Here is a 14,216-nt window from a genome sequence, read left to right as displayed (position 1 = left end):
TCCAGCGCCTCGACCGCCGTGCGATAGTTCACCGGAAGCCGCCCCACCCGCGCCTTGTACTGCCGGTAGCGCTTCTTGTCCTCCAACGGCCCCGTAACCGTCTCCAAAGCCTGCCGCAAGCGGCTCTTCGGCTCACTCGACTCTGCGGCCATGACTACTTACCCCCTTCGCGGAGCTGTTCGAGCCGTTCCGTGAGGAAGCTCCAAGTCCTCCAGAACTCTTCGAGATACGCCCGTCCCTGAGCGTTCAAGGAGTACACCTTGCGCGGCGGCCCCTTCTCCGACGGGACCTTCTCCACATCGACGAGACCGCGCTGCTCGACCCGGACCAGCAGCGCGTAGATGGTGCCCTCGGCGATGTCGGTGAAGCCCTGCTCCCGCAGCCACGCCGTGATCTCGTAGCCGTACGCAGGCCGGCCGGACAGGATCGCCAGAACGATGCCCTCCAGCACGGCCGTCGCCTGACGCCACACGAGCGCCAGCCCCGGCTCTCGGCGAGGGCCGCTCCGATGCCTCTTCGGCATCATCACCATCAGTAGCCACCCCCGACCTGCCACACTGGCCATCCAGAGGCCGACGGCCGTTGCGAGTGACCGGGATCGACTGGAGGCTCGGGTGAGACGGAGGGTCGCGGTCGCTGCCGCGTGCACGATGGTCTCGCCCGTCCGCTCACCGTTTGCCCCACACCGCGCGGACCACTTCGGCGAGAGCGCGCAACACCCGTGCCCGGTCGTCCGCCGCGCAGCCCCGGGTGGCTATGAGGACCATCAGCACCGCCGCGACGGCCGCGCACGCCACGCCGGCCATCGGCACCAGTGCCCACATCGCGAGGTTCATCGACGCGTCCTTTCCCTGTCCGGCAGCCGATCGGCCGGCTGCGCCGTCGCCCGCCAGTTCAGCCGGTGTCCGGCGGCAGTTGAAGGGTTGCCGGACACACCGGATAGGCGCCGGAAACGCCCAGGTGGCGGGGGCTCCGACCGGCGATCCGGCCGGAGGCGCCGGATGGACGCCCGCCTCCCCGGGCCCGCCGCATGACCGGGACCGGGCATCTGCCCGCGCCGCGAGCGGTGCTGAAACAGGAGCTGGGCCGCCTGGAACGGCTCGCCCGCGACCGGACGCCCACGTTCTCGCGGGCCAAGGCCATCGACCAGGCCAACGATCTGCTCGCCGCGCAGCGGATCGAAACGGCGCTGACCCCGCAGACGGTCGGCGAGTGGTTCACCAAGGGCAGCGTCACCAGGGACTTCCCCCTGCTCTGGGCCCTGGTTCGCGTGCTCCTGGAGCACACGGACGTCCCGGCCCCCTACCACCCGGGGAACGCATGGTGGCGTTCCCAGCACGAGCAGTGGAAGACGCGCTGGGAGCAGGCCCGCGCCACCGGTGCGCGGCACCCGGCCGGCCCCCGCCCCACGACCGCCGAGCCAGGCGAGGGCCCGTACCCGGGGCTGGCCGCGTTCGGCCCCGAGACGGCGCGATACTTCTTCGGGCGCGGCGAGCTCAGCGACACGCTCGCGGCCCGGGTGCGGGAACAGCCCGCGCTGGACGGCCCGCTGCTGGTGGCCGGGCCTTCGGGGGCGGGCAAGTCGTCGCTGCTGCGCGTCTGTCTGCTCCCCGCCGCCGACCGGTCCCCGTCCGGCGCCCCCGTGATCTTCACGCCGGGAGACGACCCCGTCCGGGCCCTCGCCGAGCGGTTCTGCGGCGACGACGCTCCGGCAGACGTACGCCGGCGCCTGGTCGAAGATCCTTCATCTCTACGGGTCCCGCCCAGGCCGGACGCTCGCCCGGGGACCGTCATCGTCGACCAGTTCGAGGAGATTTTCACCGCTCGCGTCGAGGAGAGCGAGCGCCAGGTCTTCATCCGGGCACTGCACGCGGCCTGCCGGTCCACGGTCGTCGTCATCGGGATGCGCGCCGACTTCTTCGGCCACTGCGCGGCCTATCCCGAGCTGCTGCCCGCCCTCCAGCAGCCGCTGATCGTCGGGCCGATGACCACGGCCCAGCTACGCGAGGTCATCGAGGAACCCGCCAGACGCGCGGGCATCCCCGTCGAGGCGGGGCTGGTGGACCGGCTCCTCGACGACCTGGGGGCCACCTCCACCGTGGGCAGCGGCGTACTCCCGCTGCTCGCCCACTGCCTGCTCGTCACCTGGAAGCGCGAAAAGGGGCAGCAGCTCACTCTGGCCGGCTATCGCGCGACCGGAGGGATCGGCAAGTCGCTGGCCTACACCGCGAAGGACACGCTGCAGGGGCTCGATCCCGACCTCCGTCCGGTCGCCCGGCGGCTGCTGCTCCGGCTGGTCCGCCCCAGCGAGGGGACGGAGGACACGCGCCGCCGGACGCCACTGACGGAACTGCTCCCGCCCGAGGGCACCCCCGAGCACGAAACGGTCCGGCAGGTCCTCGACGCGTTCGTCACGTCCCGGCTGGTGACCGTGGACCAGGACACGGCCGAGATCACCCACGAAGCGCTGATCCGGGCCTGGCCGCAGCTCCGCGCCTGGATCGAGGAGGGCCGCGCCTCGCTGCGGGTCCGGCACCAGCTCAACGAGGACGCCAGGGAGTGGACCGGGAAGGGTCGCGACCCCGCGTTCCTGTATCGGGGCACCCGCCTGGCGATCGCGCGGGACGCCACCGAGGACGACCGGGCGGAGCTCGGGCCGGAGGCACAGGCCTTCCTGGAGGCCGGCATCAGGTACGACCAGGCCGAGCGCGACGCGGACCGGCGCCGCAGCCGCAACCGCACAGTGCTGAGCGCGGCGCTGGCGATCCTGCTCCTCATCGCCACCGGCACCGCGGCCACGGCCATCGTCCAGGGCCGGGCGTTGAACGAGCGGGCCCAGACCATCTCCCGGCAGCTCTATCAGGCCACCGCAAGCCGGCTGGCGGGGCTGGCCGTCACCATGCGCCGCGCCGACCCGATCACCGCCAAACAGCTCTCCGTCGCCGCCGCGAGCCTGGCCCCCGACTCTTACGAGAGCCGCAACGCCCTTCTGACGCTCTACGCCCAGCCGGAGCTGTACACCTACCGTCCCCCGGGAGTCGACGAGAGCTGGCGCACCGACACCGACCGAGCCGGCCGGCTGCGCGTCTACGTCCGGGGCAACGACGTGAAGGTCGCCGACGTCGACGCGCGCCGGGTGATCAGGTCGTTCATCTTCCCCGGCCAGCCCCTGAACACCGACGACTTCGCCCGGCTCCGCCTCAGCGACGACGGGAAGACCTTGGCGCTGCCCCTGCAGGACGGCACCGTCGTCCTGCTGGACACCGCGACCGGCCAGCCCCTGCCGACCACCATCGAGGCGGCTCCGATCCTGGACCTCGTCGGCGACCACCTGCTGATCGCCAAGGCCCCCACCCTCACGAGCCTGTGGGACACCTCGTCCGGCAAGCTCCTGGTGCGGATTCCGTACTACCCGACGTCGGCCGAGGTCACCCCGGACCAGCGGCAGCTGATCACCACGCACGACGCGGATCTGGATTTCTGGGATCTGCGCACCGGCCGCAGGACACGCACCGTACGGCAGGCCAAGGGAGCCAAGCCGATCTCGCAGATCGCGTTCAGCCCTGACGGCGAACTCCTCGCTCTGGTCCAGAGCGACGGGCTCGTGACGGACAAGCGGCTCGGGCTCGTCCCCTTCAACCGGCTCGACCCGGCCCGCATCAGGTGGCGGACCATCCCCACCCCCTCCGTCCCCGCCGTCGACGAACAGATCATCTTCAGCTCCACCGGCAGGTACGTCTCCTTCAACGGCGCCGTATGGGACACCAGGGACATTCTGGACGCGGGGGCCGCCGTGGCCGCGTTCGACCATCCGATCTTCGCGTACGCCGCCGCCAAGTGCGTCAACTACAGGTTCGGGCCCGGCGATCGCACCCTGCGGTGCCATGAGGACGACTCCTCCGCCACCCGCGTGGTGTCCCTCGGCGCCGTCCGCGACCCGGTCGCCTTCGGCGGCATCACGGAGCTCAGCGACGACGGTACGACCCTCGTGGTCGACGACGCGGGGCAGCCCGCGATCTGGGATCCCATCACGATGGTGCGCCGGAACACGATCCTCGCCGAACGGCGGGCCGGCCCCGTCGAGTACCGGCTGTCCCCGGACGGCCGCCTGCTGGCCAGTATGGAAAGCGACGGGAACACCTACATCTGGGACGTGGCCACGGGCCGCAGGAAGGCCGTCCTGAGGACCCGGCTCCGCAGCGCCGGTTTCGACTCTGTCGCGTTCTCGCCTGACGGCGGGACCTTGGCCGTGCTCACCATGCACACCTCCAGGAACGCCTCCCTCCTGACGCTGTGGGACATCGCCTCGCAGACCCCGCGCGCCTCGATCATCGGCCGGCCCGCCGCCGGGCAGTACGGGGTCCTCGGCATCGAGATCTGGGACCGTCACCTCTTCTTCAACCGGGACGGGCGGACCATCATCTCCGCCTCGGACCAGGGCATCGTCGACGCCTCCACCGGCGAGCGGGTGGTCCCGCCCGACTCCGGCATGGATCGTCCCGTGGCGCTGAGTCCTGCCGGTGTTCTCGCCGACTTCCACAACGACAGCGGCAAGCTCACCCTCCGGAACAGCCGATCGCTCCAGCAGACGGGACAACTGTCCATCGGCGGCGCCCCGGCGGCCTTCTCCCCCGACGGACGTCTCCTGGCCGTGGCGGACATGACGGACCAGATCCAGCTCTGGGACGTCGCCACCAACCGGCCCGTCGGACTGCCGTTCGCCGGCTTCCAGCCGGACGCCGGCTCCTTGAGGCTCAGCAGCCTGAACGCGCTGGCCTTCACCCCGGACGGCTCGGCCGTCCTGTCCCTCGACGACCACGACCGTCTCCGCACCCACCTCATCGCGCCCGGCAAGATCAGGGACGCGCTCTGCGCCCAGTTCGGCGCCCTGTCCCCGACGGACTGGAACACCTACGTCCGCGATCTCCCCTACCGGAACAGCTGCCGGACGATCTGACGTGATCACAGATCGGCCCGGACTCTGGATGAGCAAGGCGACGTCGGGCCGCGGGTCGGCGAGATCGTCCAGGGCGGCTCTGGACGATCTGGAGCGGGCGGGCGGGCCGATCCGGTGGCGCACTTCGCCGTGCCGTCGCCGGTGATGGCCCTGCTACGGCACCCCGCCGCCCGCGGACGCCTGCAGGCGGCGGCTCAGCACCGATCGTCCGTCGCGGACAGACCTGAGCGTGCCGGACGTAGCGCGGCGAATCGGCGCGCCGACCCCGTCAGGGCTGAATATTGATGAAGGGGTCCCAGCAGTAGTAGCCCTGCTTCTCGCCCTTGTGGTTGAGAATCATGAAACTGAAGTTGTAGGTGACGGTCCCCGTGTCCAGGACCTCGCACTCCCAGTAGTAGCTGTTGATCTTCTGGGTGGTGGGGTTCAAGGGGTCCTGGCTGTTCGGCTGCGGCTCGCTGAGAACCACCGATCTCGGCGCGGGAGTGCTGATCAGATCCTTCCCGGCCAGGGTGTTGAACCGGTAGAGGATGCCGGTGTACTCGGAGTTCAGGGACAGTGTCGTCTCACGCCACCTGATGATATCCATCGGGGAGGCGTTGATGGTCAACTCGCTTCCCGGAGCGCCCCCGAGTTGGTTCTGCCGGGTGGTCATGTAGATCAAGTTACTGCTGTCGGGGATCGACGTCGGCCCGTTCGGATCGGTGTTCTTGCCGAGCCGTCCGAGAATGGTTTCCGCGTCGATGGCGATGAGGACGTTGATGAATTCCGACATGCAGAAATTCTCCCTGTCGTGTCCGAAAAACAGAACCGTAGTCCAGAACCCCAGTCCGCGACTTGGTCGTAAATGCGGTCGCCCGGTGACGCGCACGTCGCGATGACCTCCATTCACAGCCGGGAAGACGACATGGTGCACGTCGGAGCGGGGGTGACGTGCGGGCCCGCAGGCCGCTGGACGAACACCTCCACCATGATTTTTGACGTTAAGTGCCGTCAAGACCGCATAATGTAACCTAAATAAGATCGTGTTATTCCGTAACGCTTCGCGTCAATACGATGACCAGCCGAGATGCGCTCCCCAGAGAATCAGGAGGGCGCGCCACACCTCGGCCAGATATGGCGAATAAGATAGGCATGCATTACCAAGGTGTTCGCCTTCGATTTGATCACAAGCCGGGGGATCGGGCAAAATTCAAGTCCTAAAAGCGCGGCTGGGCTCGCCCCGCAGCCTCGACCGGCCGGTACGCCCCACATTGGCCGGTCGAGGGTCGGCTGCCGGGGACCTCCCGCGTGCGCAGCTCGGCGAGCCGGGCGATGCGCACAAGACCATCCCGTGAGGTCAGTTGGGGCGGACGGACAAGGCGTGGCGGAAGACGTTGTGCGGGTCCCAGCGGCGCTTGATCTGCTGGAGCCGCGCGTAGGTGTCCTTGTAGTACAGCGTGTGCCACGGAGTGCCCGAGGCGTTCCACTGAGGATCGGCCAGGTCCCTGTCCGCGTAGTTGATGAAGCTGCCGTCATCCGCGTCACCGGCCGGAACCCCGCCGCTGTCGGCGTAGATGTCTTGGTACAGGTCCCTGATCCAGCTCAGGTGCCGGGTGTCTTCGGCCGTGCCCTGCCAGCCGACGAGGTAGCCGACCAGGAAGACCGAGTCGCGATGGGGCACGGCGGTAGCGGTCGGTGAAACGGCGTTGACCCGGCCTCCGTAGGTGTTGATGAAGAGATTCGCGTACGGATAGTTGTAGTCGGACCGGGTCAGATGCCGATAGGCGGTGGCGATCTGCCGGTCGGTGAGGCGCCGTCGCCGATACCCGGACTTGATCTTGATGCGCAGGTCGGAGGCGCCCGACTCGTAGGCGAAGGCCTGCGTGGCGGCGAGCCACGGCAGGGTGGACGACTGGCGTGCGGGCTGTACGGGAACGCCCCGCCCGAGCGCGTTCACCAGGTCGTCGAGCAGAGCCTGCGCGCCGGAGTCGGTGGCCACCTGCCCGGAGAGGGTGATGGTCTCGCTGGGCCGGCTGGGCAGGGCCAGTTCGCCGTACAGGGCGGCCGCGGGTGAGCCGGGGGCCGAGTTCCGCTCGCCCCATTCTCCGAAGTTGCGGACCAGCCGGACGAACGCGTCCTGGTCGAGCTCCGACCAGGCCCACTCCAAGGAGTAGTGCAACACCGTGGAAGGAGGCCGGGGCAGCAAGGTGGCGGGCTCGCCGCCATGAGCGTCCGGGGACCGGAACCAGTACCGGGTGACGATCCCGAAGTTGCCGCCGCCGCCTCCGGTGTGAGCCCACCACAGCTCCCGGTTCGGATCCGACGGTTCTCGGGTCGCCACCACGCTCGTGGCCTTTCCCGAGGGTCCCACCACGACCACTTCCACGGCGTACAGGTGGTCGACGATCAGGCCGTGCAACCGGCACAGGGCTCCGTATCCGCCGCCGCAGACATGTCCGCCTATGCCCACGTCGGGACAGGTTCCGCCGGGGATGGTGACACCCCAGCCCAGGAACAGCTTCCGGTACGCCTCGCCCAGCGTGGTACCCGCCTCGACCATGAAGGCGCCACGGCGCCAGTCGTACTGGACCGCGTTCATCGATGACAGGTCGATGAGCGTTTGCACGGACGGATCGTCCACCAGGTTCTCGAAGCCGTGACCGCCGCTGCGGACCGCGATCCGCCGACCCGTCCGTACCGCTTCGTCGACCGCCTCCAGTACGTCCTCAGTGGAGACGGCCGGTCGCACGTGTTCGGGCGCGCACTGGAATCGCTGGTTGTAGCCCCTCGACACCAGCCAGCGATAGCGGGGATCGCCCGGGCGCACCATGTCCGGCGCACGAGGGGCGAAATCTGGATCAGCGGCACCAGGGCGAACGGTCCTTTGTGTGGTTTGACTCACGGTTGGCCTCCTCACGCCCAGCCACGGTCGAGCGAAGTCGCACTGACTATCCAATCGACCGCGATTCGAAATACGACGCGTCCAAGCTATGAGGCCGCCGGATGCAATCCGATTACGCTTACCCCCCTAGTAAAGGTAGGGTTAACCGGATTGTCAGCGGCGGATGAGCCCTGCGCGACGGGGCTGCCTCGGCCGCCCGTCAGCTCGTGCGGTGCTCGACGGGGTGCTGAACGAGGCGCCGCAGTGAGTCGCGTTCAGGATGCGGCGGCGGCTGATGGGGACGGTGAGGCAACCGGGTCGCCGGGCAGCATGGCGGGGACCGGCTGTGCCCGGGCGGCCCAGCGGCCGTCGTCGCTGCGGATGATGCGTACCGGGTGGTCGAAGCACGTGCTGACCAGCTCACTCGTCAGAACGTCCGCGACCGGCCCGGCGGCCAGGCAGCGTCCATCACGCAGCAGCATGGAGTGGGTCGTGGTGGCCGGCAGCTCCTCCAGGTGGTGGGTGACCAGCACGGTCGCCAGCGACGAGTGCCGGGTGCGCAGGGCGTCGATGCTGGCCAGCAGCTGCTCGCGGGCGGCCAGGTCGAGCCCCGTTGCGGGCTCGTCAAGCAGCAGGAGCCGGGGCTGCGGCATGAGGGCACGGGCGATCAGCGCGCGACCGCGTTCGCCCTGGGAGAGGGTGGGCCACGTCGCCTGCGCTCTGTGGCTCATCCCAAGCATGGCGATCAGCCGATCCGCCCGCTCGGCCTCCTGCTCGCCGGGCGCCCAGCGGGGGACGAGCGCGGCGGTGTTGGTCAGCCCGGTCAGCACCACGTCGCGGACCCGCAGCGGCCCGTCGGGGGTGTGACGCGGGTTGACGTGCCCCAGGTACGAACGCAGCTCGCGGACGTCGACCCGGCCCAGGGTGCGGCCGAGCACCTCGACCGCGCCGCGGGTCGGGTGGGTGACGGCGCCCAGCAGTCCGAGCAGGGTGCTCTTGCCCGCGCCGTTGGCGCCGAGCAGCGCCCAGTGTTCCCCGGGGCCGACGGTGAGCGAGATGCTCTCCAGCAGGTGACGGCCGTCGCGGACGAGATCCACGGCGTGTGCCCGCAGCACGTGCCCGGTGTCGGCCGGACGGGAGACGATCGTCATCGGACCGCCTCCCCGCCGCCGGTCCGCCCGTGCGCCGCCTCCCCGCCGGCCGTCCGCCCGTGGGCCGACTCCGCGCACTCCGACAGCCGCGGCCCCACCTGCCCAGGCCGGGGCCAGGCTATTGCTGCCACCACGCACGCGCTCCTCTCATCTCGCAGGCCATCCAACTTATCAGGTTCTCAGACATCTGATGTTTGAGTTGACGGCGTCTGTTCCGGCCTGGCAAGATCTCCGCCTGTCAATCATCCAGAGGACTCGAGGGACCTGGCCCTGTGACGGTCCGGCAACCTCCCCGGCGGCAGTCGGCGGGAAAGGTGCCAATGCCAGGAACGATGAGGGAGTCTCGATGAGCATGCGGCTCGACGTTCCCGTGCTGACCGGCCATCTGGTACGGCTGGAGCCGCTGACACCGGGGCACGTCGCGGATCTGGCGGAGGCGGCCGAGGAGGAACGGTCGTCCTACGGCTTCACGCTGGTGCCCCGCGCGCAGGGCATGAAGAACTACGTGGAAACGCAGCTCGAACGCGGCGGGCTGACGCCGTTCGGGCAGGTCCGGGTCGCCGACGGCAGGGCGGTGGGCTGCACCGCGCTGTGGGATCCCCGCCCCTGGCCGGATCGGCCCGGCCTGCGGGCGATCGAGATCGGCTTCACCTGGCTGGCCGCCTCGGCGCAGGGCACCGGGATCAACGCCGAGGCCAAGCTGCTGCTGATGTCGTACGCGTTCGAGAAGCTCGGCGTCGCCCGCGTCGACCTGAAGACCGACGCCCGCAACCTCCGCTGCCGCCGCGCGCTCGAACGGCTCGGCATCCCCTTCGAAGGCGTGCTGCGCTCCTGGTCCATGTCGTGGGCGCCGGGCGAGGAGGGCACGCTTCGCGACTCGGCCATGTTCGCCGTGACCGCGGCCGAATGGCCGACGGTGAGAGCGGCGCTCACCGCTGCCGGCGGGCAGCCCGGACCGGCGGAAGGCTGAGCGCAGGCGATGCGGTCCGCCCTCGCCCTGGGCGAACGCGGGTCAATGTTGCCGCTCGATCGCCTGCGGCGTCTCGGGTACTTCGCTGCTTTCCAGCGCGTGCCTTTCCTCGGCCGTGATGAGGTTGAGGCCCTGCAGGATGGCGATCGAGCGCCGCCAGGATCGGCGGGCGTCGGGGGTTCGGCCGGCGTCGTGGAACGCGCGGCCCAGCCCCCACAGGATGTCGGCCTCCCGGAACTCGCCGATGGGGCCCGCTTCCCTGTGGAGGGCGAGCGCGTGCTGGTAGCAGGCCACGGCCTGCCCCGGGTCTCCGGCCAGGCGGTGCGCCTCGCCGAGATACCCGACGACGAGTCCGAGATAGGCCCGGATACCGGCCTCCCTCAGGATGGGAATCGAGCGAGTGTGCGCGGCGATCGCCTCGGAGTAGCGTCCCGCCCGCTGGTAGGCCAGCCCCAGGTGCGTGAGGACCGCCCCGTGGGTCAGGCGGTTGTCCGCCTCGCCGACGTGGGCGAGGGCACGCAGGTGGTGGGTGATGGCTTCGTCGTGGCGGCCCGCCCTCCGGTGGGCGACCCCGAGGTAGTCGAGCAGCGCCGCCTCGCGACTGGTGTTCCCGGCCCGCCGGAAGGCGGTCCTGGACCTGTTCAGGTGGCGGATGGCGTCGTCCTGGCGCCCCATGTAGATGTACGCCCAGCCGAGATCGCCGTGCGCGACGGCCAGGTGGAGCGGGTCGTGCGTGTGCTCCGCGGCCACCAGCGCCAGCTCGCCGAGCTGGAGTTGCTTGAGGTAGAGGCCGCACTCGTGCAGCAGGACGGCGAACGCCGTGGCCAGGCCCACCACCTGATCCACGACCGGCGTGCGCGTCGCCTGCGCCACGGCCGCCAGGATGTTGTCCGCCTCGGCGGCGATCCACGCCCTCGCGTCCCGGCTCGACTCCAAGATCACGCCGCGGCGGATCAGGTCGGGCGGCCCGATCGCCAGCCGCCACGTACTGCCCCTGTTCAGGGTCCGGGTGATCGCGCGGACGGTGGCCAGGTAGTGATGGACGAGCCGGCGGAGGGCCGGCTGCCGCTCCTGCCGGCCGTCCTCCTCTTCCGCGCGCTCGCGGGCGAACAAGCGGAGCAGGTCGTGCAGCCGATAGCGGTCCGGGAGGTAGCCGTCCACCAGTTGCGCATCGGCCAGGTGATCGAGGAGATCCCGCGCTCGTTCCTCGGGGAGGTCGGCCAGCGCGGCGGCGGCGGACAGGCTGATGTCCGGCCCGGCGAGCATGCCGAGCAACCGGAACATCCGCGCCGCGGTCCGTCCCTGCGAATCGGCGTGCAGATCCTGGTAGCCGGCCTGGAAACTCGCCCGGAGCGCCCGGTCGTCGGCGCGCAGCTCGTCCAACCGCCGCCCGCTGTTCGCCAGCCGCTTGGCCAGGACCGCGAGCGACCAGGCCGGCCGGGCCCTCAGCCGCGCCGCCGCCAGGCACAGCGCCAGGGGCAGGCTGCCGCACAGCCGTACCACCTCGGCCGCCGCGGCCGGCTCGGCGGCGATCGCCGCCTCCCCGACCGCGGCGCGCAGCAGGTCGAGGGCCTCCCGGTCCGGCAGCACGCCCAGCGGGATCTGTACGGCGCCTTCGAAGGAGGTGAGCCTGCGCCGGCTGGTGATCAGCACCACGCACCCGGGGCTGCCGGGAAGCAGCAACCGAACCTGCGCGGCGTCGCGGGCGTTGTCCAGGATGATAAGCAACCGCTTGCCGCGCGTCAGCGACCGGAATCGGCCCGCGGCCTCCTCCAGGCTCGCGGGTATCGCCGCGTCGGCCACCCCGAGGGAACGCAGGAAGCGGCGCACGGCCTCCAGCGGCTTCACCGGGCTGGTGTGGGGCGTCTCGCCGTGCAGGTTGATGTACAGCTGACCGTCGGGAAAATCGCCGGCGACGGCATGCGCGACGTGGATGGCCAGCGACGACTTCCCGACCCCGCCCAGCCCGCTGATCTGGCAGATCCGCGGCCCGCCGGATCCGGTCGCGCTCAGCGTTTCGTACGCGCGGGCCAGCTCTTCCGCCCGCCCGGTGAAGGAGACCAGGTCGGCGGGCAACTCGGCGGGCACCGGCGGGGCAGGCACGCCCTCCGGCTCCTCCGCCGGGCGGCCATCGTGATCAAGGACGGCGGGATCGCCTCCCGCCTGAACGAGCTCCTCCAGGATGCGTCGGTGCAGCCGCTGCAGCTCGCTCCCCGGGCTGATCCCCAGCTCCTCGACCAGCCGATCACGCAGGTCACGGTAGGCGGCCAGCGCGGCCGCCCGTCTGCCGTCCTGGCGCAGCGCCACCATCGTGAGCTGGACCGGCCGCTCCCGCAGCGGGTGCTCGCCGACCAGCGAAGGGAGCTCGGCGAGCGCCTCGTAATGCCTGCCCAACCGCAGGTCGATCGCGATGCGCTCCTCGACCGCGCTCAGCCGCTCCTCCGCCAGCGTCGCGCCGAACGCGTCACGCAGCCAGCCGCCCGCCACGTCGGCCAGCGGCGGTCCGTGCCACAGACGCAGCGCCTGCCGTAACAGGTCGGACGCCAGGCCGTGCTCGCTCGCGTACGCGCGGGCCACCAGCTCGCGAAAGCGCAGCAGGTCCACCCGCCCCGGGTCGAGGACCAGCCGGTATCCCGGCGGCGAGGTGGCCAGCTCGGTGCCCGGCACCCTGGCGATCAGCCGCCGGAGCCTGGAGATGTATCCCTGAACGGCGTTGCGCGCCGTGGCCGGAGGCTCCTGGTCCCAGACCGCCTTCATCAAGCGATCGAGCGGGACCGTCCGGCCCGCGTTGAGCAGCAGCATCGCCAGCACCGAGCGCTGCTGCGGGGTGGCGGGGCCGAGAAACTCCTCACCCGCCCAGATCCCGACGGGCCCGAGCAGGCGGAACTCCACGGCGTCCGGCTCGTGCGGCTTCGGGAACCGGCTGTCAGGCGCCGTCATGTCCTCGCGTGCCGTCCGGGGTGGTGTCCTCACGGCCCATACGATCATTATATTCATCGCCGGGTGAACAGATCGTCACCTGTTCGAGCAGACCGCCGACCGTGGGGCGGCCGGTGGCGGCGAAGACGGCTTGACTCTGACACCGTGTCACGCGGCACGGTTCGGGCCATGTCCATCACCTATGTCGGCTCCGGGCCGTACTGCTACGCCAACTCCCTCGCGATGGTCCTCGGCGACCAGGCGCCGCCTCCGGCCGTGATCGAGGTCCTGACCGGTTCCCCGTACGGAATGCAGCTGATCAGCGGGCGCCTTCCGCTGTTCGACCCGTTCGGCTGGGACCCCGAGATCGGGCTCGACGCCGCGATCGACCTCCTCGGCTGGGAGTGCGAGCGCGTGGACGGGGGAAGCGCCGCAGCGGCGCTCGACCGGCTGCGCCGCGCCTGCCGGAACGGTCCGGTGCTGGCCGGGCCGCTGGAGCTCGGTCTGCTGCCGTACCAGCCCGGGTCGGGCAAGGCGATCGGCGCCGACCACTACGTGGTGGTGCTGGAGGTGGACGACGACACCGTGCTCGTGCACGACCCGGAGGGCTACCCGTACGCCACGCTGCGGGTCGGCGAGTTCGTCGAGGCGTGGCGAGCGGAGCTGATCACCTACCTGAAGCGGCCGTTCCGGATGCTGCACGGGTTCACCCGGCGCGAGCCGGTCACCCCGGAGCAGGCGCTGCGCCGCTCCCTGCCCGCCGGCCGGGCCTGGCTGGCCGGCCGGACGGATCTGGAGGTCTCTCCCGGCACGCTGGGGCAGGCGGAAGCCGCCGAACGCACGGCCCAACTGGTGGAGGAAGGGCTGGACCCCGAGATCAGGACGTTGTGGCAGGAGTTCGCGGTGCGGGTGGGCGCCCACCGCCTGAACGACCTGGCGGCCTGCCTGTCATCCCTCGGCCTCGACGCGGGCGCGGCCGTCGCCGCGGAGCAGGCCCGCATCGTCGGAGGGCTGCAGGGGCCGCTCGTGTCGGGCGACGACCTGGCGCTCGCGACCGGCCTGCGCCGCCTGGCTCCGACGTACGAACGGCTGGGCGCAGCCCTGCCACCGTCCTTCAAGGATGCCGACTAGGGTCCCAGCGGCTTGGAGAGCTTGGCCGGGCGCATCGGCGGTCGTACTTTCCGGTTCAGGGCGCGGTGAGCCCTCGGATCGATCGACGCTGGAGGAGTGCCGTGGGCTTACGGGTGGCGGTCGTGGGCGGAGGGCTCGGCGGGCTGCGTGACGGGGACTTCCTCCGGCACAGCGCCTGGCTCTACGGCCACGACGTGGACGCCGAGCCCCTGCTGCCCTGAGACCCTG

At 70.7% G+C, this 14,216-nt stretch carries 9 protein-coding genes and 1 riboswitch; of the genes, 3 read left to right on the top strand and 6 right to left on the bottom strand.

Annotation, left to right across the window (positions count from 1 at the left end):
* Positions 1 to 154 precede the first annotated feature (154 nt).
* Complete coding sequence (locus ABZS69_RS64990; protein ID WP_355394508.1) at positions 155 to 532, bottom strand: PadR family transcriptional regulator; 378 nt, start codon at positions 530 to 532, stop codon at positions 155 to 157.
* A 136-nt stretch (positions 533 to 668) separates the two neighbouring features.
* The gene (locus ABZS69_RS64985) at positions 669 to 836 is read right to left on the bottom strand and encodes a hypothetical protein (protein WP_355394505.1); all 168 of its coding nucleotides are present in this window, start codon (positions 834 to 836) and stop codon (positions 669 to 671) included.
* Positions 837 to 1,030: 194 nt separating this feature from the next.
* Here ABZS69_RS64985 and ABZS69_RS64980 point away from each other — a divergent pair, with 194 nt between their 5' ends.
* Positions 1,031 to 4,957: an NACHT and WD repeat domain-containing protein gene (locus ABZS69_RS64980; RefSeq protein WP_355394502.1), complete on the top strand. Its 3,927-nt coding sequence runs from the start codon at positions 1,031 to 1,033 to the stop codon at positions 4,955 to 4,957.
* 268 nt (positions 4,958 to 5,225) lie between these two features.
* On the opposite strand, the gene ABZS69_RS64975 is transcribed toward ABZS69_RS64980, so the two are convergent.
* The 3 genes from ABZS69_RS64975 to ABZS69_RS64965 form a co-directional block, all read right to left on the bottom strand.
* Positions 5,226 to 5,729 (bottom strand): inclusion body family protein, encoded by a 504-nt coding sequence (locus tag ABZS69_RS64975; RefSeq protein ID WP_355394499.1) that lies wholly within the window; start codon positions 5,727 to 5,729, stop codon positions 5,226 to 5,228.
* Between the two features lie 564 nt (positions 5,730 to 6,293).
* Positions 6,294 to 7,730 (bottom strand): FAD-binding protein, encoded by a 1,437-nt coding sequence (locus ABZS69_RS64970; protein ID WP_355394497.1) that lies wholly within the window; start codon positions 7,728 to 7,730, stop codon positions 6,294 to 6,296.
* A 362-nt stretch (positions 7,731 to 8,092) separates the two neighbouring features.
* Positions 8,093 to 8,968, bottom strand: a complete 876-nt coding sequence (locus tag ABZS69_RS64965) for an ATP-binding cassette domain-containing protein (protein WP_355394494.1) — start codon at positions 8,966 to 8,968, stop codon at positions 8,093 to 8,095.
* Between the two features lie 239 nt (positions 8,969 to 9,207).
* Positions 9,208 to 9,307: riboswitch (SAM riboswitch) on the top strand.
* A 7-nt stretch (positions 9,308 to 9,314) separates the two neighbouring features.
* Here ABZS69_RS64965 and ABZS69_RS64960 point away from each other — a divergent pair.
* Complete coding sequence (locus ABZS69_RS64960) at positions 9,315 to 9,938, top strand: GNAT family protein (protein WP_355394491.1); 624 nt, start codon at positions 9,315 to 9,317, stop codon at positions 9,936 to 9,938.
* A 42-nt stretch (positions 9,939 to 9,980) separates the two neighbouring features.
* Here the strand turns inward: ABZS69_RS64960 and ABZS69_RS64955 are convergent, their stop codons facing one another.
* Positions 9,981 to 12,911 carry a BTAD domain-containing putative transcriptional regulator gene (locus tag ABZS69_RS64955; RefSeq protein WP_355394488.1) on the bottom strand — a complete coding sequence of 977 codons (2,931 nt, stop codon included), beginning with the start codon at positions 12,909 to 12,911 and terminating at the stop codon, positions 9,981 to 9,983.
* Between the two features lie 135 nt (positions 12,912 to 13,046).
* Between ABZS69_RS64955 and ABZS69_RS64950 the strand changes: the two genes are divergently transcribed.
* Complete coding sequence (locus tag ABZS69_RS64950) at positions 13,047 to 13,988, top strand: hypothetical protein (RefSeq protein ID WP_355394485.1); 942 nt, start codon at positions 13,047 to 13,049, stop codon at positions 13,986 to 13,988.
* The last annotated feature ends 228 nt before the right edge of the window (positions 13,989 to 14,216 follow it).

It is taken from the genome of Nonomuraea sp. NPDC005650 (assembly GCF_040605375.1).
Lineage (GTDB): Bacteria > Actinomycetota > Actinomycetes > Streptosporangiales > Streptosporangiaceae > Nonomuraea.
Note: the sequence above shows the minus strand (reverse complement) of the source record. Positions and strands in the feature narration are given on the sequence as shown.

Coding starts and splice junctions, on each gene's coding strand:
- ABZS69_RS64990 (WP_355394508.1), bottom strand. CDS start 532: ATGGTGATGATGCCGAAGAGGCATCGGAGCGGCCCTCGCCGAGAGCCG.
- ABZS69_RS64985 (WP_355394505.1), bottom strand. CDS start 836: ATGAACCTCGCGATGTGGGCACTGGTGCCGATGGCCGGCGTGGCGTGC.
- ABZS69_RS64980 (WP_355394502.1), top strand. CDS start 1,031: ATGACCGGGACCGGGCATCTGCCCGCGCCGCGAGCGGTGCTGAAACAG.
- ABZS69_RS64975 (WP_355394499.1), bottom strand. CDS start 5,729: ATGTCGGAATTCATCAACGTCCTCATCGCCATCGACGCGGAAACCATT.
- ABZS69_RS64965 (WP_355394494.1), bottom strand. CDS start 8,968: ATGACGATCGTCTCCCGTCCGGCCGACACCGGGCACGTGCTGCGGGCA.
- ABZS69_RS64960 (WP_355394491.1), top strand. CDS start 9,315: ATGAGCATGCGGCTCGACGTTCCCGTGCTGACCGGCCATCTGGTACGG.
- ABZS69_RS64950 (WP_355394485.1), top strand. CDS start 13,047: ATGTCCATCACCTATGTCGGCTCCGGGCCGTACTGCTACGCCAACTCC.